Here is a 546-nt window from a genome sequence, read left to right on the forward strand (position 1 = left end):
AGACTTCCCAATCTGTTCGCCTAATCAATCTCATGCTTAAGGGCTGGTCCCCGTTCGCTCGCCGCTACTAGGGGAATCTCGGTTGATTTCTTTTCCTCAGGGTACTTAGATGTTTCAGTTCCCCTGGTTCGCCTCCTACGCCTATGTATTCAGCGTAGGATACTCATCTTATGATGAGTGGGTTTCCCCATTCAGAGATGTCCGGGTCACAGGTTGTTGCCACCTCACCGAACCTTATCGCAGGCTACCACGTCTTTCATCGCCTCTGGCTGCCTAGGCATCCACCGTGTGCGCTTCATTGCTTGACCCTATAACCCGAAGGAGTCTGGGGTTCGCAATGATAACGTTTCATTTTGCCGGATACGCTTGAGACGTATCACAATTTAAGAAGCACTTCTTACGAAGTGTTCTTGTCAGCATGATATACATTGTTAAAGAGCGACTGCTATAAGCAGTGATAAGCGTTTTTTCACATTAAAAAAAGAAGACCTTTTTCTTTTTCTAAGCTAGAAAAGCGTTCGCTTATCACTGCTCATACAACAGCTA

The 546-nt window shown here is 46.2% G+C and carries 1 rRNA gene; it reads right to left on the minus strand.

The features are described from left to right. A 23S ribosomal RNA gene (locus CXF87_RS12290) occupies positions 1-308 on the minus strand; the annotation flags it as partial. Positions 309-546 lie beyond the last annotated feature (238 nt).

It is taken from the genome of Halomonas sp. MES3-P3E, assembly GCF_002836035.1.
GTDB classification, from domain to species: Bacteria; Pseudomonadota; Gammaproteobacteria; order Pseudomonadales; family Halomonadaceae; genus Vreelandella; species Vreelandella arctica.